At 52.0% G+C, this 25,854-nt stretch carries 21 protein-coding genes and 1 riboswitch; of the genes, 10 read left to right on the top strand and 11 right to left on the bottom strand.

All coding sequences use genetic code 11. From position 1 onward, the window contains the following. Positions 1 to 165: 165 nt before the first annotated feature. The 7 genes from carB to BUA40_RS07930 all read right to left on the bottom strand — a co-directional run bounded on the left by carB (position 166) and on the right by BUA40_RS07930 (position 7,811). Positions 166 to 3,384: a carbamoyl-phosphate synthase large subunit gene (gene carB / locus BUA40_RS07955; RefSeq protein ID WP_072800114.1), complete on the bottom strand. Its 3,219-nt coding sequence runs from the start codon at positions 3,382 to 3,384 to the stop codon at positions 166 to 168. A 351-nt stretch (positions 3,385 to 3,735) separates the two neighbouring features. Next, complete coding sequence (locus BUA40_RS14560) at positions 3,736 to 3,900, bottom strand: hypothetical protein (protein WP_178299587.1); 165 nt, start codon at positions 3,898 to 3,900, stop codon at positions 3,736 to 3,738. 177 nt (positions 3,901 to 4,077) lie between these two features. Next, entirely contained in the window at positions 4,078 to 4,380 is a 303-nt protein-coding gene (locus BUA40_RS07950) for an HU family DNA-binding protein (protein ID WP_072800113.1), read from the bottom strand. A 106-nt stretch (positions 4,381 to 4,486) separates the two neighbouring features. Beyond that, entirely contained in the window at positions 4,487 to 5,614 is a 1,128-nt protein-coding gene (locus BUA40_RS07945) for an AI-2E family transporter (protein ID WP_072800112.1), read from the bottom strand. 1 nt (position 5,615) lies between these two features. Then, a complete protein-coding gene (locus tag BUA40_RS07940) occupies positions 5,616 to 6,554 on the bottom strand; it encodes a helix-turn-helix transcriptional regulator (RefSeq protein ID WP_072800111.1) in 939 nt (312 codons plus the stop codon). Next, positions 6,551 to 7,300 (bottom strand): hypothetical protein, encoded by a 750-nt coding sequence (locus BUA40_RS07935; protein WP_072800110.1) that lies wholly within the window; start codon positions 7,298 to 7,300, stop codon positions 6,551 to 6,553. The genes BUA40_RS07940 and BUA40_RS07935 overlap by 4 nt, the downstream gene beginning before the upstream one ends. Beyond that, positions 7,293 to 7,811 (bottom strand): hypothetical protein, encoded by a 519-nt coding sequence (locus tag BUA40_RS07930; protein WP_143149736.1) that lies wholly within the window; start codon positions 7,809 to 7,811, stop codon positions 7,293 to 7,295. Before BUA40_RS07930 ends, BUA40_RS07935 begins: the two co-directional genes overlap by 8 nt. Before the next feature lie 30 nt (positions 7,812 to 7,841). On the opposite strand from BUA40_RS07930, the gene BUA40_RS07925 reads away from it, so the two are divergent. Then, positions 7,842 to 8,666: a tetratricopeptide repeat protein gene (locus BUA40_RS07925; RefSeq protein ID WP_072800108.1), complete on the top strand. Its 825-nt coding sequence runs from the start codon at positions 7,842 to 7,844 to the stop codon at positions 8,664 to 8,666. Beyond that, a complete protein-coding gene (gene dusA / locus BUA40_RS07920) occupies positions 8,666 to 9,649 on the top strand; it encodes a tRNA dihydrouridine(20/20a) synthase DusA (protein WP_072800107.1) in 984 nt (327 codons plus the stop codon). Before BUA40_RS07925 ends, dusA begins: the two co-directional genes overlap by 1 nt. A 9-nt stretch (positions 9,650 to 9,658) precedes the next feature. On the opposite strand, the gene BUA40_RS07915 is transcribed toward dusA, so the two are convergent. Beyond that, on the bottom strand, positions 9,659 to 10,855 hold the full coding sequence (locus BUA40_RS07915) for an NHL repeat-containing protein (protein ID WP_072800106.1): 1,197 nt from the start codon (positions 10,853 to 10,855) through the stop codon (positions 9,659 to 9,661). Positions 10,856 to 10,893: 38 nt separating this feature from the next. Continuing rightward, the gene (locus tag BUA40_RS07910; RefSeq protein WP_072800105.1) at positions 10,894 to 12,915 is read right to left on the bottom strand and encodes a TonB-dependent receptor; all 2,022 of its coding nucleotides are present in this window, start codon (positions 12,913 to 12,915) and stop codon (positions 10,894 to 10,896) included. A gap of 3 nt (positions 12,916 to 12,918) precedes the next feature. Beyond that, positions 12,919 to 13,112: riboswitch (cobalamin riboswitch) on the bottom strand. 55 nt (positions 13,113 to 13,167) lie between these two features. Between BUA40_RS07910 and nadA the strand changes: the two genes are divergently transcribed. From nadA to BUA40_RS07885, 5 genes are all read left to right on the top strand, one after another. Further along, positions 13,168 to 14,184: a quinolinate synthase NadA gene (gene nadA / locus BUA40_RS07905; RefSeq protein WP_072800104.1), complete on the top strand. Its 1,017-nt coding sequence runs from the start codon at positions 13,168 to 13,170 to the stop codon at positions 14,182 to 14,184. Positions 14,185 to 14,210: 26 nt separating this feature from the next. Beyond that, positions 14,211 to 14,882 carry a hypothetical protein gene (locus tag BUA40_RS07900; protein ID WP_072800103.1) on the top strand — a complete coding sequence of 224 codons (672 nt, stop codon included), beginning with the start codon at positions 14,211 to 14,213 and terminating at the stop codon, positions 14,880 to 14,882. Positions 14,883 to 14,946: 64 nt separating this feature from the next. Next, positions 14,947 to 16,083: a DUF6588 family protein gene (locus BUA40_RS07895; protein ID WP_143149735.1), complete on the top strand. Its 1,137-nt coding sequence runs from the start codon at positions 14,947 to 14,949 to the stop codon at positions 16,081 to 16,083. A gap of 33 nt (positions 16,084 to 16,116) precedes the next feature. Further along, positions 16,117 to 17,652, top strand: coding sequence for a carbon starvation CstA family protein (locus BUA40_RS07890; protein ID WP_072800101.1), 1,536 nt, complete (start codon positions 16,117 to 16,119; stop codon positions 17,650 to 17,652). Between the two features lie 5 nt (positions 17,653 to 17,657). Further along, the gene (locus tag BUA40_RS07885; protein WP_072800100.1) at positions 17,658 to 19,799 is read left to right on the top strand and encodes an SF1B family DNA helicase RecD2; all 2,142 of its coding nucleotides are present in this window, start codon (positions 17,658 to 17,660) and stop codon (positions 19,797 to 19,799) included. 17 nt (positions 19,800 to 19,816) lie between these two features. Here BUA40_RS07885 and BUA40_RS07880 read toward each other — a convergent pair whose 3' ends face one another. Beyond that, positions 19,817 to 20,557 carry a fibrobacter succinogenes major paralogous domain-containing protein gene (locus BUA40_RS07880; RefSeq protein ID WP_072800099.1) on the bottom strand — a complete coding sequence of 247 codons (741 nt, stop codon included), beginning with the start codon at positions 20,555 to 20,557 and terminating at the stop codon, positions 19,817 to 19,819. Positions 20,558 to 20,703: 146 nt separating this feature from the next. Then, complete coding sequence (locus BUA40_RS07875; protein WP_072800098.1) at positions 20,704 to 21,768, bottom strand: branched-chain amino acid aminotransferase; 1,065 nt, start codon at positions 21,766 to 21,768, stop codon at positions 20,704 to 20,706. A gap of 92 nt (positions 21,769 to 21,860) precedes the next feature. On the opposite strand from BUA40_RS07875, the gene BUA40_RS07870 reads away from it, so the two are divergent. The 3 genes from BUA40_RS07870 (at position 21,861) to BUA40_RS07860 (ending at position 25,849) form a co-directional block, all read left to right on the top strand. Further along, positions 21,861 to 22,895 (top strand): radical SAM protein, encoded by a 1,035-nt coding sequence (locus tag BUA40_RS07870; RefSeq protein WP_072800097.1) that lies wholly within the window; start codon positions 21,861 to 21,863, stop codon positions 22,893 to 22,895. Positions 22,896 to 23,268: 373 nt separating this feature from the next. After that, entirely contained in the window at positions 23,269 to 25,080 is a 1,812-nt protein-coding gene (locus BUA40_RS07865) for a BatD family protein (RefSeq protein ID WP_072800096.1), read from the top strand. A gap of 1 nt (position 25,081) precedes the next feature. Beyond that, the gene (locus tag BUA40_RS07860; protein ID WP_072800095.1) at positions 25,082 to 25,849 is read left to right on the top strand and encodes a tetratricopeptide repeat protein; all 768 of its coding nucleotides are present in this window, start codon (positions 25,082 to 25,084) and stop codon (positions 25,847 to 25,849) included. Positions 25,850 to 25,854: the final 5 nt, after the last annotated feature.

Genomic DNA, 25,854 nt, shown 5'->3' with positions numbered 1-25,854 from the left:
GTCAGCAATCGCGAGCCGCAAGTCTCTAGACGAGACAGACCCACCAGAGCGGCTTTTTTTGTACCCTGAAATCATCATCAAAAAAGGCCGTAGCATATTGCTACGACCTTTAATTGTTTTAGATCCTTCCCCTGAAACAAGTTCAGGGTCAGGATGACATTCGCATTACACCTCTTCGATGCTTGCGTGGTATTCCTGGAGGCTCTTCACGGCACCGTGGCCGTTACGAGCAGCGGCGATGCCCTTGACGGTGTTGTAGGCACCGGCGAGGGTCGTGATGTACGGAACCTTGTACTTGATGGCGGCCTTGCGGATGGCGCTTTCGTCCTTGATGGCGTCGCGCTTTGCCCACGGCGTGTTGATGATGAGGTTCACCTGCTTGTTCAGGATGATATCGAGAACGTTCGGGCGGCCTTCAGCAATCTTGTTCACCACTTCGCACTTGACACCGGCGGCTTCGTAGAACTTGGCGGTACCTTCGGTAGCGTAAATCTTGAAGCCGAGCTTCTGGAATTCCTTACCGATTTCAATAGCCTGTTCGGAGAGGTTCACCTTGTCAGAAAGGCTGATGAGCACAGCGCCTTCGGACGGGAGGAAGGAACCGGCTGCTTCCTGGCTCTTGTAGTAAGCGAGGGCGTAGTCGTCGGAAAGGCCGAGCACTTCACCAGTGGAGCGCATTTCGGGGCCGAGAACCGGATCCACCTTCGGGAACTTGTCGAACGGGAACACTGCTTCCTTGGCGCCGTGATGGTTGAACTTCTTGTCCTTGAGCTTCAAGTCTTCGAGCTTGGCACCGAGCATCAGGCGGGTCGCGAGGCGGGCCATCTGCGTGTTGCAAACCTTGGAGACCAGAGGCACCGTGCGGGATGCACGCGGGTTGGCTTCGAGAACGAACACCTTGCCGTCTTCGATAGCGTACTGCATGTTCATGAGGCCGCAAACGTGGAGAGCTTCAGCAATCTTCCTGGTGTAATCCTTGATGGTTGCCAAGTTTTCCTTAGTGATGGTCACCGGCGGGATAATGCAAGCGGAGTCACCGGAGTGGACACCGGCAAGTTCGACGTGTTCCATCACGGACGGGATGTAAACATGTTCGCCGTCAGAGAGGGCGTCGGCTTCGCATTCCAAAGCGTTGTGGAGGAAGCGGTCGATGAGGAGCGGACGGTCCGGGGTCACGCCGACAGCCTTGGCAACGTATTCGCGGAGCATGTTTTCGTCGTAGATGACTTCCATGCCGCGGCCGCCAAGCACGAAGCTCGGGCGGATCATCACCGGGTAGCCACCGATCTGCTTGACGCAAGCGAGGGCTTCGTCGATGTTCGTGGCCATGCCGCTTTCCGGCATCGGGATGCCGAGCTGGTCCATCATCTTGCGGAACAGGTCGCGGTCTTCGGCGATGTCGATGGAGTCGATGCTCGTACCGAGAATCTTGACGCCTTCGTCGCTCAGGGCGCGGGCAATGTTCAGCGGAGTCTGACCACCGAACTGCACGATCACGCCAGCCGGCTTTTCCTTGTGGTAAATCTGGAGAACGTCTTCGAGGCTGACCGGTTCGAAGTACAGCTTGTCGGAAGTATCGTAGTCGGTAGAGACCGTTTCGGGGTTGCAGTTGACCATGATGGTTTCGTAACCCATTTCGCGGAGAGCCATGGCAGCGTGGCAGCAGCAGTAGTCGAATTCGATGCCCTGGCCGATTCTGTTCGGGCCACCGCCGAGGATCATGATCTTCTTCGGGTTCGTGCTGGCGGTAGATTCGTCCTTGCAGTTGTAGGTGCTGTAGTAGTAGTACTGGTCCTTCACGCCGCTCACCGGCACTGCACACCAGCCTTCGACCACGCCGAGTTCGGTGCGCTTCTTGCGCACGTCCTTTTCGCGGATACCGAGAATCTTGGCAATATACTTGTCGCTGAAGCCGTCTTTCTTGGCCTTGATGAGGAGCTCGTCAGAAGGCAGGCGACCCGGAGTCTTGAGCATTTCTTCTTCGAGTTCCACGAGTTCGCGCATCTGCTGCACGAAGTAAGCCTTTTCGTAGGTGGCGGCGAAGATTTCTTCGTCGGTTGCGCCCTTGCGGATGGCTTCGTACATCTGGAAGTGGCGTTCGGAAGAAGCGGTCTTCATCATTTCAAGGAGTTCTTCCTTGCTCTTCTTGTTGAAGTCCTTCGCAAAGCCGAGGCCGGAGCGACCGTTTTCGAGGCCGCGGATAGCCTTCTGGAGGGTTTCCTTGTAGGTCTTGCCGATAGCCATGACTTCGCCCACAGCCTTCATCTGGGTGCCGAGGCAGTCATCGACGCCGCGGAACTTTTCGAATGCCCAGCGAGCGAACTTGAGCACCACGTAGTCACCGCTCGGGGTGTACTTTTCGAGGCTTCCGTCGCGCCAGTACGGAATCTGGTCGAGGGTAAGGCCTGCGGCGAGCTTTGCAGAAATGAGGGCGATCGGGAAGCCGGTAGCCTTGGAAGCAAGGGCAGAAGAGCGGCTGGTACGCGGGTTGATTTCGATAATCACCACGCGGCCGGTCTTCGGGTCGTGAGCGAACTGCACGTTGGTACCGCCAATCACGCCGATGGATTCCACAATCTTGAAGGCCTTTTCCTTCAGTTCTTCTTCGAGCTTCTTGTCGATGGTGAGGAACGGGGCTGCGCAGAAGGAGTCGCCGGTATGCACGCCCACCGGGTCAATGTTTTCGATGAAGCAGATGGCGATCATCTGGTTCTTGGAATCGCGAACCACTTCAACTTCCAGCTCTTCCCAACCGAGAATGGATTCCTCGATGAGGCACTGGTGCGTCATCGAGAGTTCAAGACCGTTAGAGCAAATGGTGCGGAGTTCTTCCACGTTGTAGCAGAAACCGCCGCCTGCACCACCCATGGTGTATGCCGGGCGAACCACCACCGGGTAGCCGATTTCGGAAACGATCTTTTCGGCTTCTTCCACGGAGTGGCAAATGCCGGAGCGCGGAGTATCGATGCCGAGCTTCTGCATGGTTTCCTTGAAGATTTCACGGTCTTCGCCGCGTTCGATAGCGTCGAGGTTCACACCGATGACCTTCACGCCGTACTTGTCCAGCACGCCAGCCTTGCTCAAAGCAGAGGCGAGGTTCAAGCCGGTCTGACCGCCCAAGTTCGGGAGGAGGGCCTGCGGGCGTTCCTTTTCGATAATCTGGGTGAGGCGGGCGACGTTCAGCGGTTCGATGTAGGTGGCATCGGCCATGACCGGGTCGGTCATGATGGTAGCCGGGTTAGAGTTCACGAGCACAATCTTGTAACCCTGTTCGCGCAGGGCCTTGCAAGCCTGGGTGCCGGAATAGTCGAATTCGCAAGCCTGACCGATTACGATCGGGCCAGAACCGATGATAAGGACTTTGTCGATGCCTTCAATCTTCATTTTGTTTTCTCCGTATGACTAATTATTTAAACTCGGGTAAAAAATTGATCATGAGGCGAGCGTCGCGACCAAACTTGTTTGGGCATGACCGAGCCGATAGATCAACTTTTTTCGTAGAAAAAAGAAACGCTGAACTAAAAAGTCCAGCATAAATAAAATCAGAAAAACAATTAACCTTGGAAAAACCAATTGCGGTTGCGCAGTGGATTGCGCACTTTGCATTGCACGGGGGCAAGGGCATTGCAATATTTTGGTTCATCTTTTCGTCTAAATTGCACAAGGTTTAAACTTGTGCAAATATAGACAAAAATTGTAAATCCTGCAATGGTAAAAGCCAAAAAATGAAAAATATTAGCTGGGATCTGCCGGATTATCAGCCGGTTCTTCCTTAGCGCAATCCGGAGCATTCGGATCCACAGTGCAGTGGTCATCCGATTCAGTGCTTGCCGTGCCGCAGCCGGCAAAAGAAAGGGCCAAAGCCAAAACAGAGACGAAACCGATCAACTTACGAATCATAAGTTTTCTCCTAAACATTTGATGTTCAACGAGATAGAATATAGTAAATAGTAGGAAGTAGGAAGTAGGAAGTAGGAAGTAAACAGTAGACAGTGATTAGTGATTAGGAGTTAGGATTAAAGGATAAAAAAAGCACCCGGGAAAACCCAGGTGCAAAAACGCTTTTTTAAAGACAGATTACTTCTTAGCAGTCTTGGTCTTCTTGGCGGTTTCCTTAAGAGCAGCACCGACCTTGAAGGACACGGTCTTGGAAGCCTTGATCTTGATGGTAGCGCCAGTCTGCGGATTGCGGCCGGTACGGGCAGCACGTTCCTTAACAGTGAAGGTACCGAAACCGATCAACTGAACGAGACCGTCCTTCTTGATACCAGCGGTGATGCCGTCGAGAACAGCGTCAACAGCGCGGCCAGCGGCAGCCTTGGATTCAATGCCTGCTTCCTTGTTAGCGAGGATGGCGTCGATGAGATCTTGCTTATTCATTTTATTAACTCCTTGAGTAGGTTAAGAATTTTATAGTGATATTATACTTTTTTTTTTGCGTCGCGGCACACTTTTTTTGAAAAATTTTTGAAAAATCCTTATAAAATCAAGCTTCGGGCGGTGGATCGACTTCTGCGTCTACCATAGAGTCCGCCTTCTTCTGAATTTTATCAAGATAAACTAGACACAAGCAAGTAAAGGGAATTGCGACTATCAAGCCGAGGAAACCGAGGAGCTTTCCCCAGATAGAAAGCGAAAGCAAAATTCCTACAGGCGGCAAGTCCATCGACGATCCCACAATCTTCGGGACCAGGAACATGTCTTCGATGATTTGCACAATCAAATAAATCACGCAGACAATCACCGCAACTTCCCAGAAGGGCATTCCCTTGTCGAGAGCATAGACCACCGCTAGCAGTAGAGCTACAGGAATCGTGGCCAGCTGCAAATACGGCACCATGTTGAGCGCACCAGACACAAGACCAAAGGCGACTCCCATAGGCAGTCCGATGATTCCGAAGCCGATTGCATACAAAATACCAACCGTCAATGCGACCAAGGATTGAGCGCGGAAATAGCTGCCCATGAACACATCCATCTTCTTTGCAAATTCAGATGCACCCTCTTTATACCTTGTCGGGAACAACTTCTTAATACCGCCGCGAAGCTTAGGCATATCAAGCATAATGAACACGAGGTACATGAAAATGAGTATAGCTCCCGAGAGCCATACAAACAAATTAGAAGTCTTGGCCAAGACATTCCACGCACTCGGCAAAACCTTTCCGGCCACAGACTGCGCGGCATTCCAGAAGTCGAGAGTCTGCATGGCGACAGCGACTTTGTTCCAAGAAATGAAGGTCTTTATTTCTTGCCACAAGTTTTTCGGCACGAACATCGACAAACGTTCAGCCCATGTAGAATCGTTAAACAGTTTTGGAATCAGTTCGCCCAAGTGTCTGATTTCGCCGACCACCATCGGAACAAAAAGCCACAAGGCGCCACCCACCACAAGAACCATAAGCGTGATTACGGCAACGACTGCGATAATGCGATACTTGACCTTGCTCTGGATTTTTGTAACCAGCGGATCAAAGATATAGGCAATGAGGAACGCCGCAAAGAACGGCGCCAGCACGCCGCTCAAATAGTGCAGCACCCAAAGCAGAATGCCTACACCTGCAGCCATAATCAAGAACCGCATCACGCGGTCCACAGTCCATATTCTACGCATTTTACTTACCATTCTTCTTTCTGTATTCCAAAGGCTTCACGCCATAGACCTTGGCAAAATTTTTTTCGAATGCCCCGGAATTTTTTTCACCTACGGCAAGAGCCACCTCGGCAATAGACTTGTCCGTATTCTTTAGAATACCGGCAGCCTTATCCATTCGGGACTTTAAGTCTTCCTGGTTTTTCTGGCGTTTCGCAACACGGCCTTTGGAATTACGCACCACAAGGGATACCACACCGGCATACGCCAAGACCACCACAAACAAGGCTACATACATCAGGGCCTTGAAGGTGCGATTTTCACCCCACAATTTGATGGAACGTATGACAATGTCATCAGGAATACCCAACATTGTTCCTTCGCCATTGCAGATTTCAAAGAACATGCCGCGGTTCATGTAACGCAGGCCATCGTCTTCATCGAGGCCTTGCATGGCAAGCCACCATTCAGGCACCTTAAAATCCATCATCGATACAGAGGCGCTACTGACTTTGCCACGAATTTGCACCGGCGCCTGAGCCACCATAGGGCGATAGCTCTGGTACACATTCTTTTTACTGTACACCGGATCATCGTTCAAAATTTTGATGCCGACTCTACGCATGCGTCCCGTTTCGACATCGATGACTAGCGAATCGAAATCCGAAAAATCAAAGAACCCTTTTGCAGGACGGTTATTCACCGAAAGCAGATTGATTCCCACGCCAGCATAAGGGTAAGCCATTCCCGAACGAATGTTCACGCGAGCCGAAATTACGGAATCCTGATTAGAAAGTTCTACCGTCGAGAAGCCGCCCACATTCGCATCGGACACGGCATACACCTGGTAAGTTCCACCCGGGAACAGCACCTGTTCTGACGCGCTGAACTTAACGAACAATACAAGCCAAACAACGAGTACAACTACGAAGGCGGCAGTCGCAATGGCAATCTTTTTCATTTACGAGGCTCCGCCGATTTTTCTTCGTGTTCCTTGTTGTAGGAATGCGTGCGGCCAATGGCCACGATCATAAGCCCAAGCATAATGAACATCACGACGCCAAAGGCAAAATTGCTGACACCCTTGGCCGTTACGGAATACAACTTGAGCGAGAACTTTTTACCACGCGGTTGATTCCAGCCAGGAGCGAATTCGACGCGAGCCACCGTTTCTTGATGACGGCGGTTCAGCGTACGGTCCACATGTTCGTCATCAAACCAGAAATCCGGCGTGTAGAACTGTTCAAAAGGCATAGCGATGCGCTGGCGACCCTTAGTCAGCGGGATCTCCTTCATGAGCAGGCGGAAAGTACGCGGCTTCTTGATGTCGGTAACATCCGGATCAAAAGTCCAAACCTTCACGAGGATTTCGTCGGCGCCGCTAGATTCCAAATCGAAAATCAGGGAATCCACGAAAGTCCAGTTGCGGTACAGAGCTTCTTCGCCGCGGCTCAAATCAAACAGAAGACCGCACCAAGCGCTTTTTGTTGTGTCGGTTCCCAGCATGCAGCTGAAGTCCAAGGTTGAATCAGAAAGTGCAAAGGACGTTTCAGAAAAACCGCCGTCGGCTTTGTCATCATATTCAAAGACGGTGGCTCCGTCGTGCAGCGGGAACACGTTATCGGCAAAATGCCTGTCGGGCAAGGCGAGGTACACCGCAATAACCGCGGCGGCAATCGCCACAATAATGATATAGGTTTTAGTCATTGGAATCGGGTTCCAGAATCGGTTTCAAATGAAGGCTATACTGCACCAAGTCCAGGGGATCTTCATCAGGCATTTTCTCGCCAAAGAGCTTATTAATCAAGGCATCAAGAGCACGGATAAAGAAGAAATGATGCTTGCCCTCTTTTGTCACCTGCTGGAACGGGTGTTCCAAGGTTCGCTTCAAAAGCGTAATGGTCATAGAGGGCGGCATGTGGAACATCTTGCAGCAAGTGGTGACCTTGCCATCGTAACCATAATCAGGGAGCTTTCCATCCATGAGTTGTTCGCCGTGATCGATACAGCAGACATTTTCGCAAACCGGGTCCTGCACGTTCTTGGCCAGCAAAGCCTTGAGCCAGAGTTCGCGGGACTTGTCCGTCAAGTCGCTGCGGAAGGCCATAGTCTGGTCGCACGGGAAAAACGTCGAATAGCACTTAGGGCAAATACGCAAGTCCAAATGTTGGAACTTGATTTCTGCCACCTCTGATTTACAATAAGGGCATGTACTCATATACCCTAATATAATAACTATATTTGTGGCATGGCTAAAGTAGTACAGATTACCGCTGAAAATTTTGAGACCGAGGTCGCACAGGCCTCTGAAACCCGCGCCGTAGCGGTGCTTTTCTCTTCCGCAGAATACCCCGACTGCGCACCCTATTCCCAATTGTTGGGACAGCTTTCCACCAGCATGGACTTTACGCTCGGTGTCGTAAGCTGCGACGAACGCGAAAATATGCAGCTGATTCAGGCATTCCGCGTACGCTCGGTGCCCGAAGTCCACATCGTTGAAAAAGGCCAGATTGCAGATGTTATCCAGGGCGTGCTCCCCGAAGCAGACCTCAAGAAACGTCTCGAAAAGTTCTTCGTAAGCGACGAAGCCCGTTTCCAGGCAGCTCTCGAAGACGCTATTGCCCAAAAGAATTTTGACCAAGCGCTCCCGATGCTCGACGAAGCGCTCGCCAAGACCCCTGACGACAAGAAGCTGCAGCTCTTGTGGGCAAAGGCAAGCCTCGGCATGGGCGACACTGAAAAGGCAAAGTCCGTACTCGCCAAGTTTACCGAAGCCGACGACCAGTACCGCGAAGCAAAATCGCTGCTGGAACTTCTCGACTTCCACGCCGAAGCCGCCAAGAAGGACGTGCAAGGCAAAGAAGCGATTGTGTACCACGAAGCATGCAAGCTCGCTTGCGCTGAAGACTTTGAAAGCGCATTGCAGGCATTCTTGAACCTGTACGTAGAATCTCCCGAATGGAACGACGGCGCCGCCAAGAAGGCAATGCTTACTTTGTTCGGAGTTCTCGGTCCGAAGCATGAACTCACCTGGAAGTACCGTGCCAAACTCAACACGATGATGTTTATCTAATGAATATCGACTTTAACCGCAGACTTTCGATTGCCCCGATGCTTGACTGCACCGACCGTCACGAACGGTATTTTTTGCGGTTATTGTCAAAGCACATCTTGTTATACAGCGAAATGGTCACGACCAACGCGCTGCTGCATACCGACCCGGATATGTTCCTGCGTCATCAGGAATTCGAATACCCCGCTGTTTTGCAACTGGGCGGTTCGAATCCGTCCGATTTGGCCAAATGCAGCAAGATGATCGAAGAATCCGGCTTTCAGGAAGTCAACCTGAATTGCGGATGCCCTTCGGACCGAGTGCAGAACGGGAACTTTGGCGCTTGCCTCATGAAAGACAAGAACCTAGTTGCCGACTGCTTTAAGGCCATGCAAGACGCCGTGAGCATTCCGGTGTCCATCAAGTGCCGTATCGGTGTCGACGAATTGGACTCTTGGGAATTCTTCCGCGACTTTATCGGCACCATTGCCGACGCCGGCTGCCGCGTGTTCATTGTTCACGCCCGCAAGGCATGGCTCAAGGGCTTAAGCCCTAAAGAAAACCGCGAAGTGCCTCCGCTGAACTACGATACCGTACACCGCCTCAAGGCAGAAATGCCGCAGTTGAACATTTCAATCAATGGCGGCATCAAGACGCTTGACCAGACGCTTGAACAGCTCCAAGATTTAGACGGAGTGATGGTCGGTCGCGAAGCCTACGAAAATCCGTGGTTCCTGCGCGATGCCGACGAAAGAATTTTCAACGACACTTCCGCAAAAAAGCCCGAAAGTCGCAAAGCGCTGCTCGAAGCCTACCTCCCCTATGTGGAAATGGAAGCGGCCCGCGGAACGCCCGCCACCATTTTGGTGCGTCACCTGTACGGCCTCTTTAACGGCAAACCCGGCGCCCGCAAATACCGCCAGTATCTCGGCGAAAACGCCCCCAAAACAAAAAGCCCCGCGGAACTGATCCGCAGGGCAATGGACTTGGTTACAGAACCTTAAGGTTCTTCATTAAAGCAGCGTAATGCTGTACGGGGCGAGTGCGCCTTCCACAGATTCAACAGCCGTAGCCTTGCCATCCTTGACAACAAAGATCTTTTCGGCACCATAGCTGCGGTCACCCACATAAACAACGCCACCCTTCACTGCGAGGGAGCCTTCAGCATCAGCAATGCCTTCAACCGTAGAGGCCTTCTTTGCAGCAAGATCAACCTTGGCAAGAGGCACATTGCCATAGGCCTTGTAAACGGCGGCGTAGGCAATTCCATCTTCGGCGACAAAGGCATAAATACCACCACCGAGAGTCTTGCCGGACACAACCAGTTCAGACTTCTTTTCGGCAAGGTTCACCTTTTCAATACCACGTTCTTCATCGGCATCGGTGCCATAAGCAGCATTGTATTCGCCCTGGCTTGCCACATAAAGGTTGCCATCAAAGAACGTCATGGCAGTGGGATTCTTCTTCAGCAACTGCACGGTATCCTTCAGGGCACCGGTAGAAGCATCGTAAATGGCGAGGAGGCCTTCCGGATAGGTCGTTGCCCAAGTAGTCGGATCCATCGTGTAGCGCTGCATCAACACATAGAGTTTGCCATCGTTGAGCTCAATGTCTGCGACATACGGAGAGGTTTCGCCTTCGTAAGCAAATTCCGTCGTCTTGATAGACTTAGAAATCTTGCCGTCCTTAGTAGAAATCATCACCAGGGAGTCTGCATTCTGGAGAGCCACCCAAGCATTTTCACCACTGAAGACCATGTCGGTCGGGTTTGCGTTATCGTCCAGCGAAATCTGCCAGACAACAGCTTCTGCACCCTTTTCTTCAAGTTCCTTGGAATTCAACTTCGTGATATTGTCCGCCTTCATGCGTTCGAGAACATACAAATCGGAACCGTTTGCAATCACCTTGGAATCCTGGAAGAACGCAATGCTCTTTTTAGAAAGCTTGCCATCCTTGTCAATCCAACGGAGTTCGCCGGTCTTGTAGTCAGAGCCAAACACAGCCGCCGTTACAGTATTTTCGACAGAAGAAGAGCTTTCTTCAGCCACAGAAGAGCTGCTTGCATCGTCGTTGGACGAAGAGCTGAGTTCCGTATCGTCGCCGCCGACGACCAGCACCGTAGAGCTAGAATCGTCACCGCAAGCCACGAGACCGAATGCAAGGCTAGCCAAAGCGGCGCCCGCAATAAGTTTATTTTTCATCTGTTTCATGTTTTTCCTTTTCTGGCTTTACGCTTTAAGCGCGGGGGCTAGAACCCCTGTATGATTGTGAACTTGTATTCTCGCCCAGGCATAGGGAAGGGCGTATAGAAATTTCGATACTTTTCGTCGGTAATATTATCCACGGTAAAAGTCAAACGCGTTTTATCGAACGGGAAATACGCAAGGTTTGCACGGTGCGTCGCCACGGCGGGCTGGTCCATCTTATTCGCTCGATCGCTATAGATTACGCTTCGCCACTGCGAAGTCCAGGTAAAATCAAAATGCAACGGCAAATGGAGCGTCGCCTCGGCGAGATAGTCGCGAGCAGGTTCACCAGGAAGCATATTGCCATGGTACGTATTGGAATTACTCCGGTCTTCTGTTTTTTGGAAGGTCACACGCAACAGTACATCCAAGAATTTTGAAGGACTGCTATTAAGTTCAAATTCTGCACCGCGTACAAGCGAGCGCGCCACGTTTTCGGCACGCAAAAGTTCCACCGAAATGACCCAGCAAATTCCATCATGTATATGCGACTCAAAATACGCAGCACGAAGCGTCGTATGTTTTCCGGGGAATTTATAAAGTCCTGCAGCTTCAAACTTCGTCGCCTTTTCTCGTTTGAGGTTCGGATTCGAAAGTGCACCGGGGAAAGTTCCATAAAGTTCCATCAGGGCAGGCTGCTGGTAAAAGCGACCTATCGAAACTTCACCTGCCAAAGGCGATTCGGAAGCCCCTAAGCGCGTATAAAGCCTACCCGCAAAAGTAGCATCACGGTCAGTCGCATCTTCTAGAATATGCGACCCGGAAGGCTGCACAAAGACGCCATCATTCAAGTTATCCTTCAAGAATTGAACTGAGCCTTCGCCGCCCAGGCCACCATACTTAAATATTTGGTAATACAAATCACCGGAGCCCATCAAAGTCCACCGATCCAGCGACCATTCCTTAGAATCGCCACGGGCCTCGGCTCGTTCCCACTCCCCTGCAATCCGAGCAGAGCCTTTCAAGCGTTTTACAGGCGTAAAATCAGCCGAAATTTCAGGAACAATTTTATAAGTGGCGGCGCCATATTCCATAAAACGGTTGTTGCCGTAACCGATACGGTCTAACGGATAATAGGCACTCGACAAATTCTTGTCAAATCGCGCCGAAATGCCTCCATACAAGAAAAGTCTATCGTCAAAGTAGCTGTCCGATTCAAGGCCGTAACGAATGAGCGCCGATTCTCCTACAAACTTAGCCACTTTCGTTTGCTGTTCTTCTTTTCCGGGGTTTCCCCCTTCAAAGCGAGAAGCCGTTACAGACAAAGTTGAAAAGTAACCGTTTCCGTGCAGAATACGGAACTGAACGTTTCCAGACACATCGGTATACTGAGCGTTTTCACGAGTCGCCATGTAGTCGTCATCGTCATTGTATTGCGTGCCGTTACGGTTCAGGTACTCGTAGTCGTTATCGGAATGCCTTGTTGCAAAAGACGACGCGAACATGATGCTGTCGGTCACAGGTGCCGCTACTTGGAACGAGCCCTCCCACGTATTGTGGTTACCGTAGGCTGCCAAAACTCGCCCGCCTTTTTTCACGGCGTTTTTCGTCACGAAATTGATGGCGCCACCCAAGCCCGATACACCGAACTTCGCTGGTACATTGTTCTTGTAGACCTCAATCTTTTCCATCTGGTTCAAGTCTACAGACGCCAAATTCACCGCGCCACCACTAGCGTCGTTCAGGGGCACGCCGTCTACACAAATCAAAATGTTTCGGGCCGCAATTCCACGAATCGAAACGGTCTGAAAACTCCCCAACCCACCCTGCTTGTACGATTGGATTCCCGGTAAAGTGGACAGCAAATCCGCTGCGGTAAGCGACTTGCCTTCCCAGGCCGCCGACTTGATTTCGGTATAACTAACGTCATTTGCGGGTAAATATTCTACGCCACCTTCAACCTCGGATACACCAAGATCCTGTACCGGGGCAGCATTATCAACCGCCTGCGCAAAGGCGGTTCCCCAAGCACAGCACAGAAGCACCGCTCCGAAAGCGGCTTTGTAGAATGACGTCGTTCGCATCGTTCCTCAAAAAGCGTTTCCCACAGTTCTTCTGGCTCGGGGATCCATCTACTTCCGGCTCCTTCACATCTATATAGACATTGGTTTATGCCGGTTTCGTCCTCCCTTACAGCGGCGCGACCGCTCCCGGTTTTCACGGGATTCTCTCCTTGCAGGCCTCCCAGTAGGGCTCCCACATGGGCTTTTCAGGGCACAGGAAACTTTCTTCGTCCAAATATAGAAATTTTTTTACAATTTGCTATATTTAGGGGCATGACTGCAGAAGAACTCTATAAACGTCTTAGCTCTATCCAGCCGGGCGCCGTGCTTTGCACCTATTCCATGGAAAAATGCGAACAGATGCTCCCGCTCATCAACGAAATCAACGAACTCAAAAAGGAACGCGACGCCGTGATCCTCGCCCACAGCTATGTGGCCCCCGAAATCATCCTGGGCGTTGCCGACTACGATGGCGACAGCTTCAAGCTGAGCCAGGACGCCACCAAGGTGAGCGCCAAGACCATCGTGTTCTCTGCAGTACGCTTTATGGGCGAAACCGCCAAGATTTTGAATCCGACCAAGGATGTGCTCATTCCGGGTCCGCTCACGGGTTGCAGCCTCGCCGACTCCATTACCGGTGCTGAGGTCAAGGCTCTCCGCGAAAAGTACCCCGACCACACCTTCGTGTGCTACATCAACACCACCGCCGACGTGAAGGCGAACTGCGACGTGTGCGTCACCAGCAGCAACGTGATGAAGATTGTCTCCAGCCTCGAAAACGACAAGATCGTGTTCGTGCCGGATGGTCTCATGGGCCAGAACCTCATCGACGAAATGCAGAAGCGCGGCATCAAGAAAGAAATCGTGCTCCACAGCGGCTGCTGCTACGTGCACGAAACCTACGATTCCGAGCTCATCAACTTCTTCCGCAGCCAGAACCCGGGCCTCAAGGTGGTCAGCCACCCCGAATGTCACCCGGGCGTTGCCCTTTTGAGCGACTACGTGGGCAGCACCGGCCAGATGGTGAACTACATCAAGGAACAGCCCGAAGGCACCCCGTTCCTCCTGCTCACCGAATGCGGTCTGAACGCACGCATGCAGTACGAATTCCCGAAAAAGACCTTTATCGGCAGCTGCAGCATGTGCAAGTACATGAAGTCGAACTCGCTCGAAAACATTTTGGAGACCTTGCGTCATCCGGAAAAGGCTCAGCACGTGGAACTCGACGAAAGCGTTCGCGTTGCCGCCAAGAAGTGCATCGACGCGATGTTCTATTACGCAGCTAAGTAGGGGATGTTGGTTAGGGGTTAAAAAAAATGAAAAAGTTGAAAATCATCGCATTGCTTATTTGTCTTTGTGCAAGTTTTACATTTGCTGAAGAATACCATTGGCCTCGTTCCTATTTTGCAAGTCTCGGTATGGGCGCCCAAGTTTCAAAGGGCGACTTTAACGAACGTGCCATTTCGGGAAAAGACTCCGCCGGAGTCAAGGGCTACATTCATCCGCCCGCACTGGAATTTGTCGCCACACCGGACCTTATGCTGGGTGTGAATCTCGGAGCATTCTCCTTTGCAATGAGTTTCCAGTACTGGACTTCCGAACAAGTCATTGCCGATTTTCCGGATGAATCCTACAAGCAAGATACCCGTATCTGGAGATTTGGCCTCGAGGCTACATACAACTTATTCTACCCCGACTTTTTCCAGGTGGGTTTTGGCCTCGGATACTCTTACAATAGCGTCAAGAGTGACGACATCGCCATATTCTCACCCGACACTTACGACGCCGAATTCATGGGATCGGCTGTTGCCTTTATAGCAAATATCCATTACTATATTACCGACAACATTTCCATGGTTCCCGCCATCAAGATTTATGAAGCATGGTTCAAGAACGTCCACTGTTCTCGCGTAGAAACCAACGATCTTGATCCCTACCTGTGGCAGTCATTCGTTCTGGCCACGGTTTCGGTGCAATACCAATTCTAATTTAGGGCAGTTCCCCCGCCTTATTTACAAGCATCAAAGGCGCTTTTTCTATATTTGGCGCGGTATGAAAAAGTTATTTCTAGCAGCATTTTTAATGGGGGCCGCCGCAGTATCCGCTATGGAAGAAGGCGGCTGGGCCACTGAATACGAATCCATGTCCGCGTTCGATAGCCAACTTGGCAATCGTTCCGGTTACGTCAAGCCCATCATCGACAACCTGGGCAACGTTCTCAACAGCAACTGGTATGTGAGCGCCTCGGTTCCTCAAAGCTTCACCTTTGAAGCGGGTCTCCCCATTTCACTCATCCCCATTGGCGATGACGACAGAAGCTACGATGGCGGCAAGCCGACCATTTTTGGCGACCACGGCAATCCGGAAGCTCCCTCCGACACCATTTACGGTAACAAGACCCTGAATGGCCTCGGCGTATTCACCTATCCCTACCTGCAGATGGGCGCAAGCTTCTACCACTTCAGAGCCGTACTCCGCATGATGTACCTGCCTTCCATCAGCGAACTTCGCAAGTTCAGCCTGTTCGGTATCGGATTCCAGTACAGTTTCGGTCACTTTTTCCAGTACATGCTCCCCAAGGCTGCACAACCGTTTGACGTGAGCATTGTTTACGGTTACAACTCCAGCACCATCGGCTACCGCCCCGACGAATTCGACGGCAAGCTGGGTCTTGATATTTCCACTCACAATTTTTCGTTCGTTTTCGGTTACAAGCCCGTCAACTTCTTCGAAGTCATGATGTCGCTTGGCTACCAGAGCGCCGAAATGATGTCTTACGGCGAGCTCTACCAACAAGACCCTTACGACATTTTCAGAAAGAACGAAATCTACCCCGACATTACCGTCAAGGGTAACAACGGATTCCGTTTCGGCATTGCAATTGCTCTGCAGATTAGTTCGCTGCACCCGGTTCTCGGTTACGATTACGCAGGCAAGTCCAGCTTCACGACTAACGTACTCTACTTTAGACAGCAATTCGGCAAAGACAAGACTCCCGACGAAATCGCTAAAGACAAGGGTTACGTCCGTGGTGCAAACGAGAAAACCGAGTCCGAAAAAGCCGAGGCTCCGGCAGAAGAATCCAGCGAGGCAAATGCCACCGAAGTTCCCGCAGAAGAACCTGTAGATGCACCGGAAGCACCCACAGTAGAAGAAGCGGAAGCCCCTGCAGCTGAAGAAGATTTTTAAAATTAAAAACAAACCTTAAAAAGAAGGCATAACATGATTACATTCCTGATTGGTATCGCGATTCTTGTCGGCGGATACTTCACTTACGGAAAATTCGTTGAACGTGTCTTCGGCCCCGACGACCGCAAGACACCCGCCCTCGAAAACCCGGATGGCGTTGACCGTGTTCCCATGGCACACTGGAAAAACGTCCTCATCCAGCTTTTGAACATTGCAGGTATCGGTCCTGTGATTGGCGTGATTCTCGGCATCAAGTTCGGCGCCATCGTCTTTATTTTGCTGCCTATCGGTAACGTGCTTGGCGGCGCCGTGCACGACTACTTTAGTGGCATGATCAGCATGCGCAACAACGGCTACAATGTTCCGGCACTTTCCCGCAAGTTCCTGGGCAAGGGTCCGGCAAAGATAGTGATGACGCTTATCTCGGTTGCCCTGATTTTGGTGGGAGCCGTCTTCACCACGACTCCGGCCGCCCTCGTAAACACACCGATTCTCGTCGGTAGCCACGTGTCTCCCACCTTGTTCTGGGTCGCAGTCGCCTGCATTTTCGCCTATTACTTTGCCAGCACCTTCTTCCCCATTGACAAGATTATCGGCCGCATCTACCCGATTTTCGGCGCGCTCCTGATTCTTGCCTCTCTCGCCATTTTCGTGGGAATCATCCCGAACCTGAACGTTCTCGATAACTTCTGCTTCAACGACATCATGAGCAACTTCCACAAGCATCCGGCCGGACAGCCGATTATCCCGATGCTCTTTGTAACCATTGCTTGCGGTATCATTAGCGGCTTCCACAGCACGCAAAGCCCGCTCGTCGCCCGCACTGAAGTTACCGAAAAGACCGGTCGCCAGACTTTCTACGGCATGATGATTATCGAAGGCCTGATTGGTATGATTTGGGCCGCCGGCGGCATGTTCATTTACCACCAGATGCCGGAACTCTTGACCGGCGCTTCGGGCGTGAAGGTATTGAGCATTCTTGTTTCTACCGTGATTCCTTGGGCTCCGATTTCGATTCTCGTTGTCGTAGGCGTGATCGTTCTTGCTATTACTAGCGGTGATACGAGCCTCCGCAGCCTCCGCCTTACGATTGCCGAACTCACCGGAATGGAACAGACCTCCGTGCGTAACCGCTTGCTCCTTACCGTGCCGATGTTCGCCATCTGCGCAGCCATCATTTTCTGGAGCAACCTGAACCCTGAAGGCTTCAACATCCTGTGGAATTACTTTAGCTGGAGCAACCAGCTCATGGCCGTGTGCAGCCTTTGCGTGGCCACGGTTTACCTGCGCAGCAAAAAGAAGAACTTCTGGATTGCACTTATTCCGTGCATGTTCATGACCTTCATTACCAGCGATTACATCCTGTGGGTCAGCCCCGAAAACCTGAAGGGCGCTCCGCTCGGTTTCGGTCTCGACTACAAGACCGCCCTTGTGATTGCCCTGCACGATGCTGCCATTCTCGGATTCCTGCTTTGCACTCGCGGCAAGACGCTTACCAAGATGGAAGGTTTTGATCCCGACCGCTGGAATCCGGATCTAGACGAAGGTAAAGTCCCCAAGGCACGATAATTCGCGTGATTCTCGAAGGAACCGTCAAATCGATTACCTTTCACAGTCCGCAGAACGGATTCACCGTCCTGCGGATTATTGATAGTAGCACCAAGAAGGTGGTCGTCGTTACGGGAACCTTACCCGAACTTTCCGTAGGCGAGAACCTGCGTTTTGAAGGCGAATGGGGGCGTCACCCCAAATTCGGCGAACAATTCAAAGCCATACACTTTGAAATCGTCGAAACGCAAAACAACAATTTAGCAGCCTACCTCGGCAGCGGACTTTTCCCGGGAATCGGCCCCAAGACAGCCCAAGCCATCGTCGACGCCTTTGGCGACGAGCTGCGCGACATTCTCGACTATGAGCCCGACCGTTTCCGTGCGAAGAAAATCAAGGGACTTTCGGCCGCCAAGGTAGAGCAGTTCCTCGCCAGCTGGCAAGAGAACCGCCACAGCCGCGAAACGCTATTGTTCCTGTACAATCACGACATCACAGGTTCTGTCGCCAAGAAGCTGTGGATGAAATTCGGGCAAGACACCATCAGCAAGATTCGCGAGAATCCCTACATTCTTTGCGAAGAAATCTGGGGAATCGGATTCTTGAAAGCCGACGAAATTGCCATGAAGGTCGGCATTCCGAAAGACAGCCCCATGCGCCTGCAAGAAGCACTTCTTTACTCACTGCAAGAGGCATCGCTTTCGGACGGCCACTGCTATTTACCAAGCAACGATTTAATCGGCCGCACGCTCAAGAATCTCCGCATCGACGTCACCGATGATGACGCCATCCAGAATCTGCTGGAGCAGTTCAAGCGAATTTGCGAAGCGGGCCGCATCAAGCGCCACGGCGACGATTGCTTTTTCCCGCCGCTCGATAACGCGGAACAAAAAATCGCCGAAATCATCAAGCGCAGACTCAACGAAAACGAATTGCCCACTTACGGTTTCGAGCGCGAACTCGTCGACTGGGAACGCGAACACAAATTCAGCTTTCACCCAGTGCAACGTGAGGCGATTCGCCTTGCCACCGCGCACAAGATCTGCATCATCACTGGCGGCCCAGGCACTGGCAAAACGACGATCCTCAAGGGGATCCTGCACCTTGCCCGCAAAATGGGCGAAAACATTCTGCTCGCCGCCCCTACGGGCCGCGCCGCAAAGCGCATGGGCGACTGCTGCGGCGATAAGGCCTACACCATCCACCGCCTGCTCGAAGTCGACCCCGTCACCAAGAAATTCAACAAGAACGAGTTCAACAAGCTCGATTGCAACCTGCTGATTGTCGACGAATTCAGTATGGTGGACACCTGGCTGGCGGCCTCGCTGTTGGACGCCGTTCCTGAAACAGCCCGCATCGTATTCGTAGGCGACGCCGATCAGCTTCCGAGCGTAGGCCCCGGCAACGTTCTCAACGATCTGCTGCAATGTCCGCGCATTCCAAGCGTCCGCCTGCAGCACATCTTTAGGCAATCCGGCGGCAACGACATCGCCGACAAAGCCGCACGCATCAATCAGGGAATCACGCCCGCCCCGATCGAAGGCCCGAACTTTCACTTCGTTCCGTTCGAGACACCCGAAGAGGCCAAGCTCCACTTACAGCAACTGATCGCGACGGGCGTCCGCAGCAAAATCGATATCGATCTCAAAACCGACTTGCAGATTCTTGTCCCGATGCGCAAGGGCCCCCTCGGCATCATCGAGCTGAACCCGTTCCTGCAAGACCTGCTGAATCCAGGCGTTCCTCGCCACAAGATGGTCGGCATCGGCTGGAGCGTGGGCGACCGCGTCATGCAAATCAAGAACAACTACGACAAGAACGTGTTCAACGGCGACGTCGGAATCGTCTACAGCATCTACAAGGAAAAGCGAAAAATCGCCGTCTTCTTCGACGACAAGCTTATCACCTACCAAGATGACGAACTCGACGAACTGCAACTCGCCTACGCCTGCACCATTCACAAAAGCCAGGGCAGCGAATACCCCGCCGTCATCGTGATTCTCGATTCCAGCCACTACGTGATGCTGCAACGCAACTTAATCTACACCGCCATCACCCGCGCCAAAGGCCACTCGTGGATTCTCTCTGCCCCCGGTGCCTTCCACCAGGCAGTCCGCAATAACCGCAGCACCCGCCGCTACACGCGCCTTAAGGAACGACTCGGCTAAACGAGCGCACCCCGAACCTATTCGGAGTCCTTGATGCAACGGACTGAATAACCGAACTTTGGACTGAGATTATCCAGGTTCGCAATATCACCATCCATATTCATATACACATAGTATGCATATGTATCGCCCCCCGAAGAGCTCCAGAAGCGCGCGGATTCGCCAATCCAATGGAAGCCGTCACGGACCCCCCTATGGCCGGCAGGCAACGCAGCAAACCCGAAAGCGTCATCCCCGTTGCCATTATCGTTCCATCCTGTCTTGGACTTGAGAGCCTTGCCAGATGTTAAACCGACATAACCACCATCAGTCCCCACCGCTCTTAACAGGATCCACCAATCTTCATGACTGGGCAGATGCCAACCCTCGGGGCATACTCCACGCACAGGATATGTCGCTGAACAAACATTGCCGTAGCCGCAGCCCTTGCCATTCGTAGACCATGTGCCCACGCTGTCCATCGCGGCAGCCCAAGTGTAAAAGCGACCATATTTGTCGCAATATTCAGCAGAATCATTGTAGCAGTAGCTGTAGTCCGTTTCTAAGTTCAAATTCTCTGCCATCCATGTCTGCGTGCCTATAGTAACAGTCTTATAAGTCTGGCCATCTCGTTCATCGGTCATGAAACTCTTAACAACAGTCAATGGATCCACATAAATCGAAGAATCACAACTGGACGCCGAATCATTGCAAGCCAAAAGTGCGAACATCACAAACGTGACCACACACACTAAACCGATTTCCTTAATCATTTTCATTACTCATTCCACTATTAATTATCCAGTTTTTTCAACCGTCAAAATAAAAAATCCCGCGAATTTCTCCGCGGGAAAATCTACGATATTATGCTACACAAACAAAGTTTGTGTAGCCGCTCGCAAACATCGTTTGCGAGCACCATTTTTTATAGGTCTACGACTTCAGTCCAGCCGAACGGGTCTTCCGCTTCACCGAACTGGATAGCCGTGTACTTCGTGAAGAGTTCCGTGCAGACCGGGCCCGGATTCTTGCCGTCACCGTAGGTGAATTCCTTGCCGGCAACCGGATCCACGATCTTCTTGATCGGGGTAATCACGGCGGCGGTACCGCATTCGGCAGTTTCGGAGAATTCAGCGAGTTCTTCGAACGGAACCTGGCGGCGTTCCACAGTGTAGCCGAGGTATTCAGCCAACTGCTGCAAGCTCTTGTTGGTGATAGACGGCAGAATGGATTCGGACTTCGGGGTCACGTAGGTCTTGCCCTTGATGCCGAAGAAGTTTGCCGGACCGCATTCGTCGATGTACTTCTTTTCCTTTGCGTCCAGGTAAATGGTGCTGGAGTAGCCGAGCTTCTTGGCTTCTGCAAGGGAGAGCAAGCTGGCAGCGTAGTTACCGCCGACCTTCACCGTACCCGTACCCTGAGGAGCGGCGCGGTCGAAGTTGCGGCTAATCATCATGTCCACGGGCTTGAAACCGTCCTTGAAGTACGGACCCACCGGAGTCACGAACATCATGAGCAGGTATTCGTCAGCGGGCTTCACACCGACTTCCGGGCTCATACCGATGAGGAGCGGACGGATGTAAAGCGTTGCACCGTAGCCATACGGCGGCACAAAGCGCTTGTTGGCCTTCACCACAGTGTGGACCATTTCGCGGAACAATTCAACAGGCGGAACAGCCATGAGTACGCGGTTAGCAGTGTTCTGCATGCGCTTGGCGTTTTCGTCGACGCGGAAAATACGGACCTTGCCGTCCTTGCCCGTGTAAGCCTTGAGGCCTTCAAAACCTTCCTGGCCGTAATGCAAGCAAGTAGCGGCCATGTGGATGCTAATGTCCTTGGAAGAAGACAGTTCGATCTTGCCCCACTGACCATTGCGGTAGTAGCAGCGTACATTGTAATCGGTGTCATAATAACCGAAGGGGAGCGTCTTCCAATCGACAGTGTTCAAATCAACTTGCATAGTATTCACCTTTTTTTGCAATTTGTGCATTTTTAAAGGTATCGTTCGGTACCGAAAGAAAAATACAATTATCGGGGGCATTTTGGCACGCTTCAAACGTAAAAAAAGCTATTTTCAGGCCAATGAATCCGTTGTTGCAAAAATCTGTGGATGGCGTTCGCCTTTCTCCGGCCGAGGCGCTGGACATTTTGAAGAACGCCCCGTGGACCGAGGTCGCCCAGGCAGCCAATACCGTACGCCACCGGATCAATCCGGGCAACAAGGTGGGCTATACGGCTTTCCGCATCATCAACTACACGAATGTTTGCGAGATCACTTGCAGTTTCTGTAGTTTTTGCAGGCCCGCGCACAGTCCCGAAGCCTACGTGCTTAATTTGGACGAAATCCGCCAGAAGACGCTGGAGGCCAAGGCCAAAGGCGCCGACCAGATTTTTTTGCAAGGTGGCGTGAACCAAAACATTCCGCTCAGCTATTATACCGACGTGCTGAAAATGCTCACGCAAGAACTCGGCGTGAAGGTTCGCGGATTTTCGCCGGTGGAACTCGTGCGCATTGCCGTATTCAACGGAATCACGCTCGACGAGCTGCTAGATATTCTTAAAGAGGCGGGCCTGAGTTCTGTGCCGGGTGCCGGCGCCGAGATACTCTCCGACCGTATGCGTCAAATCCTGAGCCCGAAAAAGCTGCCCGCCCAAGTCTGGTGCGACACGCTTGCCGCCTGCCACAAGAAAGGGCTCCCCGGCAGCGCAAACATCGTTTTCGGAAGCGTCGAAACGCCCGAAGAAATCATCGAGCACCTGGAATACGTGCGCAAGACGCAAGACATCGCACACGGATTCAAGAGCTTTGTGGTGTGGACTTTCCAGCCGCAGACCGACAAGTTCCCGATCCGCCACGTACGCGGCGACGAATACCTCAAGCTCCTGGCACTTTCGCGCCTGTACCTCGACAATATCCCGCATATCGAAGTTTCGCTCCTCGGCATGGGGCTTTCTTTGGGTGAACTCGGGCTGCACTGCGGCGCCGACGACATCAATAGCATCGTCATCGAAGAAAACGTGCTCCAGAATCACGGCCTCACGACCATCGAACAAGCCGAAAATTTCATCAAAAACGCCGGTTTTACCCCCTACCGCCGTAGTCTTAACTTTGATTAAGGCATAAAAAAAATACCGATCAGCCTGTTCAGCTAAACCGGTAATCACCAGAGAGAGAAATCTAAAAAAAATAGCCAGGCGGCGAATTATGCGCGCTTGGCGTACTTCTTGAAGCTCTTGACCAGCAGGGCAGCGAGAATGCAGTACATATTATCCTTCCATCCTTTAATTTTGACGTTTTATCGCCATTTTTTAACAGCGCGCCAAATTTAACAAAAATTTACTAACGCGTCAAGGGGAAAAAGTATATATTCAGCGACTTTTTTCGAAAAATTTCACTTCCTGGGCAGTTGCCCCGGATCAAGTCCGAAGCAGGCTCATGAAGCCCTACCCCGCCGTGGTCATTTTCTGCAGAAATTGGTAAATTTGGGGTATGAAACGAATTATTTTATTCTGCCTAGCCGCTGCCCTGTGCGCATCTGCACGGCCGTCCCTGCAAGTGGATCGGGAACGCATCGAATCGGGCAAGACCTTTGGGCTTCAGCTTGTATTTCCTTTAAACGAACTTCCCGAAAACCGCAGCGATTTGCTTATCGAAACGGCAAATGGATTTTCCCTTGCAGGATTGGACAGTGCCGACCAGGTAATTCGCCCCGATATCGAGGATATGTTCAATTCTTTCTTTGGCGGAGGTCGTAACCGTGGCGGTTACAAGGCCCGCGTCTACACCTTCAACCTGAAAGCCCCGAAAAAGACAGGTCGCTTTAGCGTAGGTCAGATTTTCATGACCATTGATGGTCAAAAGCGTAACCTCACGGGCGATATTCCAATTACGATTCAGCGTGCCTACACCGACGACGCCCTTGCCGTCAGCCTCACGCCGAGCAAAAAATCCGTCTATGAAGGCGAACAGTTCAGCGTTACCTTGGGTTTCCACACCTACGAGCACTTCGAAGGTGGTCTGCAGGCAACCGACATGAACACCGGTGACGACTTCATCGTGCACCGCAGCGACCTCGCCAACATGAAATTCGAACCCGTCGAAGGAACCCGCCGCGAAATGCAGGCCAGCGCCAAGTTCGCTTGGCTCAGCGCCACCAAAAGCGGCAACATGCAAATTCCTCCGTTCAAGTTCAAGTACACCAAACGCGGCGAGCCCAAGGTTGTCGAAGAAAACAAGCAAATGGGCGGTATGACTTTCTCTAGCAGAAGTGTCAAGCAAGAATCTGTTGAAACCGAGACGCAGACCCCCACTATTAATATTACTGTAAAGCCGCTCCCCACCGAAGGCAAGCCTGCCGACTTCAGCGGCATGGTCGGTAACTATAGCTTTAGCGCGGACTTCGACCGCACCAACCTCAAGGTCGGCGAAGCCATGACCCTCACCATCAACATCAAGGGCGACGGTCTGCCGGGATCCATTACCGACCCCAAGCTCCCCGACTTCGGCGAGTTCCGTTCGGTACCGCCTGAAAACGAAATCAACAAGAAGATTACCGGGAACAAGGTGATTACCACCAAGAACATTCGCGTGTTCCTGTACCCCAAAAAGAAGGGCGAATTCACCATTCCCGAAATCACTTACTCTTGGTTCAACCCGAACAAAAAGACTTACGAAACTGCCAAGGCCGGCCCCTGGAACGTCGTCGTAGAAAAGGGCGAAGCCGCCGCCGAAGCCATCTTCCAGGCTCCGGTTGCTCAAGGCCCCGCCGCCGTGCAGAAGCAAGAAATTGAATCGCTCGGTAGCGACATCCGCTTTATTCACAAGGTCCGCGACGCCGCAAACAACACCGCCCCTTACAAGAGCATTCTTTACTGGGTGATTTTCGCCGCCGCGATTCCGTTCTACCTGATTGTCACCTTCGCCGTGCGCAGCCGCCGCAAGCACAACAGTGACGCCGCTCTGGTGCGTAAGGGCAAGGCCGACAAGATGCTCAAGGTCCGATTTGCAAACGCCCGCGAAGCCTTAAAGAAGGGCGACGCCAAGGCGCTTTATGCAGCCCTCGAAAACGGCCTCATCGATTACCTAAGCGACAAGACCAATCTGGAATTCAAGGGCATGACTCGCCCGCAGATGAAGGAGGAACTTGCAAAGCTTGGCATCAAGGACGAAACGATTACCGCCATTGACAGCTGGCTTGAAAAGTGTGCTTTCGCCCGATTTACCCCGGTAAATCCGACTAAGGACGAACAGGAACAAATGTTGAAAGATGTCGAAAAATTGTGCGAAGGATTGAAGGTATAATATGAAACTGAAAGTATTTATCTTTTTCGCCATGATGGTCGCTTTAGCGACAGCCTGTTTTGCGGCAGATCATTGCAACGGTATTGAATCCGGCGTCGTCTATTATAACGAAGGTGAGTTCGAGCGAGCCATTGACGAATGGCGTACTTGCGTTGACAACGGCACCGAAAATTCGGACCTTTACTACAACTTGGGCAATGCCTACTTTAGGGAAGGCAAGATCGGCTTTGCCATTTATTATTACAAGTCGGCCCTCCGCCTCGCCCCCAACAACGACGACATCATTCACAACCTCAAGTACGCGCAGGCCATGACCCGCGACAAGGTGGAAGAAGACGGCGAAGAGAACCCGCTTCTCTCCGGCCTGTTCAAAGCCCACCACGCGCTTTCTTTAAGGACTCAAATGTGGGTGTTGCTTGGAATCTTCTGGGCAATTGCACTTGCCGCCATCGCAAGGCGAATCAGCCGCAGCGGTCGCACTAAGAATGTACTGATTGGCGCCATGTTCGCGCTGTCGGCAGTTTTCTGCATTATCGCGATGAGTGCCGGCTACAAGATTTTTGTCGCCGAGACCAACATCGAAGGCGTCGTAACCGCCAAAGATGCCGACGTGACAAGCGCCCCGAACAACAAGTCGCAAACGCTGAACACGCTTTCTGAAGGCACCACGTTCGAAGTGCTTTCGGAACAGGACAACTTTGCCGAAATCCGTTTGGGCGAAAAAATACGCGGATTTGTGAAGCTTTCTGATGTCGGAATCGTGAAATAAACTAT

It is taken from the genome of Fibrobacter sp. UWT2 (assembly GCF_900142545.1).
GTDB lineage: Bacteria > Fibrobacterota > Fibrobacteria > Fibrobacterales > Fibrobacteraceae > Fibrobacter.
This window is presented reverse-complemented; position numbering and strand designations above follow the sequence as displayed.

Bases quoted from the DNA above. Each gene is read 5' to 3' on its own strand.
- dusA (WP_072800107.1), top strand. From the start codon at position 8,666: ATGAATATCGACTTTAACCGCAGACTTTCGATTGCCCCGATGCTTGAC.
- BUA40_RS07890 (WP_072800101.1), top strand. From the start codon at position 16,117: ATGATTACATTCCTGATTGGTATCGCGATTCTTGTCGGCGGATACTTC.
- BUA40_RS07945 (WP_072800112.1), bottom strand. From the start codon at position 5,614: ATGCGTAGAATATGGACTGTGGACCGCGTGATGCGGTTCTTGATTATG.
- carB (WP_072800114.1), bottom strand. From the start codon at position 3,384: ATGAAGATTGAAGGCATCGACAAAGTCCTTATCATCGGTTCTGGCCCG.
- BUA40_RS14560 (WP_178299587.1), bottom strand. From the start codon at position 3,900: ATGATTCGTAAGTTGATCGGTTTCGTCTCTGTTTTGGCTTTGGCCCTT.
- BUA40_RS07935 (WP_072800110.1), bottom strand. From the start codon at position 7,300: ATGACTAAAACCTATATCATTATTGTGGCGATTGCCGCCGCGGTTATT.
- BUA40_RS07880 (WP_072800099.1), bottom strand. From the start codon at position 20,557: ATGAAAATGATTAAGGAAATCGGTTTAGTGTGTGTGGTCACGTTTGTG.
- BUA40_RS07930 (WP_143149736.1), bottom strand. From the start codon at position 7,811: ATGAGTACATGCCCTTATTGTAAATCAGAGGTGGCAGAAATCAAGTTC.
- BUA40_RS07895 (WP_143149735.1), top strand. From the start codon at position 14,947: ATGAAAAAGTTATTTCTAGCAGCATTTTTAATGGGGGCCGCCGCAGTA.
- BUA40_RS07940 (WP_072800111.1), bottom strand. From the start codon at position 6,554: ATGAAAAAGATTGCCATTGCGACTGCCGCCTTCGTAGTTGTACTCGTT.
- BUA40_RS07865 (WP_072800096.1), top strand. From the start codon at position 23,269: ATGAAACGAATTATTTTATTCTGCCTAGCCGCTGCCCTGTGCGCATCT.
- nadA (WP_072800104.1), top strand. From the start codon at position 13,168: ATGACTGCAGAAGAACTCTATAAACGTCTTAGCTCTATCCAGCCGGGC.
- BUA40_RS07925 (WP_072800108.1), top strand. From the start codon at position 7,842: ATGGCTAAAGTAGTACAGATTACCGCTGAAAATTTTGAGACCGAGGTC.
- BUA40_RS07915 (WP_072800106.1), bottom strand. From the start codon at position 10,855: ATGAAACAGATGAAAAATAAACTTATTGCGGGCGCCGCTTTGGCTAGC.
- BUA40_RS07910 (WP_072800105.1), bottom strand. From the start codon at position 12,915: ATGCGAACGACGTCATTCTACAAAGCCGCTTTCGGAGCGGTGCTTCTG.
- BUA40_RS07950 (WP_072800113.1), bottom strand. From the start codon at position 4,380: ATGAATAAGCAAGATCTCATCGACGCCATCCTCGCTAACAAGGAAGCA.
- BUA40_RS07875 (WP_072800098.1), bottom strand. From the start codon at position 21,768: ATGCACAAATTGCAAAAAAAGGTGAATACTATGCAAGTTGATTTGAAC.
- BUA40_RS07870 (WP_072800097.1), top strand. From the start codon at position 21,861: ATGAATCCGTTGTTGCAAAAATCTGTGGATGGCGTTCGCCTTTCTCCG.
- BUA40_RS07860 (WP_072800095.1), top strand. From the start codon at position 25,082: ATGAAACTGAAAGTATTTATCTTTTTCGCCATGATGGTCGCTTTAGCG.
- BUA40_RS07900 (WP_072800103.1), top strand. From the start codon at position 14,211: ATGAAAAAGTTGAAAATCATCGCATTGCTTATTTGTCTTTGTGCAAGT.